This is a genomic window from Pseudomonas sp. 37 R 15, assembly GCF_900004865.1.
Classification (GTDB): Bacteria; Pseudomonadota; Gammaproteobacteria; order Pseudomonadales; family Pseudomonadaceae; genus Aquipseudomonas; species Aquipseudomonas fluorescens_AM.
Genome location: NZ_CVTV01000035.1, coordinates 1 through 1,524 on the forward strand (window position 1 = coordinate 1; position 1,524 = coordinate 1,524).

Sequence of the window (1,524 nt, forward strand, 5' to 3'; positions counted from 1 at the left end):
TCGTTTCCTACGCCTATGACGACGCCGGACGACTGGTGTCGGCGACCAATGCCGTCGGTGAGCGCGAGGTTTATCGGTACGACGAACAGCACGTCATTCTTGAGCGGCAATTGGCCGGTGGGGCGAGTTTCTTTTGGGCGTGGGAAAGGTCTGGTAAAGCCGCGCGCTGTGTCCGGCACTGGGCCAGTTTTGCGCAGATGGACACGCGCTATGCATGGGGCGATGACGGCAGCGTCAGCGTGCACAACGCCGATGGCAGCCAGGAAGTGTATGTCCACGATGACCGGGCGCGACTGGTGCAACGCATCGATCCGGACGGCGCCCGGCATTTCAAATCCTATGACGACAAGGGCCGACTGGCCGTCGAGCAGGACCCGCTGGGCGCGGTGACGGCGTATCAGTACGACGAAGCCGGACGCTTGGTGGCGCTGTTTCCAGGGGAGGATGAGCCGACATCCTACGAGCATGACAATGGTTTCGTACGGGTTGTGCGACGCGGTGAAGCGGTCTGGAAATACGAGCGTAATGAGCAAGGCGATGTCATCCGCAGGATTGATCCGGAGGGCAACGCGACCGACTACAGCTACGACAAGCGGGGACAACTGACCGGGGTCTGGTATCCCGACCATAGCTGTCATCGGTTGGTGTGGAATGAGCGCGGGCAGCTCGTTGAAGAACAGTTGCCCAACGATGGGATCAAGCGCTATCGCTATGACGATCTGGGGCGGCAGGTTGCGCAGGAGGATGAGCATGGCGCGCTGACCCAATACCAATGGGACGCTGTAGGACGGCTGCTGAGACTGACCCAGCCCGATGGGACTCATCGAGAATTCAGCTACAACCCCTACGGAAAAATCATCGCCGAGCGCGATGAACTCGGCCACGTCACCCGCTACGAATACGCCGACGGCCTGCACCTGATCAGCCGCCGCATCAATGCCGATGGCACTCAGGTCAAGTACCGCTACGACAACGCCCGTCTTTTGCTAACTGAAATCGAAAACGAAGTTGGCGAAACCTATCAACTGGACTACCACCCCAACGGCCTGATCCGACAGGAAACCGGCTTCGACGGCCAACGCACTGCCTACGCCTACGACCTCAACGGCAACTTGCTGGAAAAGACCGAACACGGCGACGACGGTAGTCAGCTCGTTACCCGATACGAGCGCGATCATGCCGGTCGTCTTGTACGAAAAACCCTACCCGATGGCAACACGGTCGCATACACCTACGACCGCCAGGGCAACCTCCTCAGCGTCGAAGACGGCCACTGGGCGCTGGCCTACGAGTACGACAAACAAAACCGCCTCACTGCCGAACATCAAGGCTGGGGCACCTTGCGCTACGGCTACGACGCCTGCGGTCAATTAAAAGACCTGCGCCTGCCCGACAACAACCGCCTCACCTTCAACCACGACAAAGGCGGTCACCTGGCCACCGTCGAACTCAATGGTTCGCTGCTGACCTCCCACCTGTTCAGTGCCGGTCGCGAACACCAACGCCAACAAGGCCAACTGCTCA

Annotated in this window: 1 pseudogene; it reads left to right on the forward strand. The window is 59.9% G+C overall.

Annotated features, from left to right (window positions below):
• A pseudogene (locus tag BFQ04_RS11645) lies at positions 1 to 1,524 on the forward strand (type IV secretion protein Rhs); the annotation flags it as partial.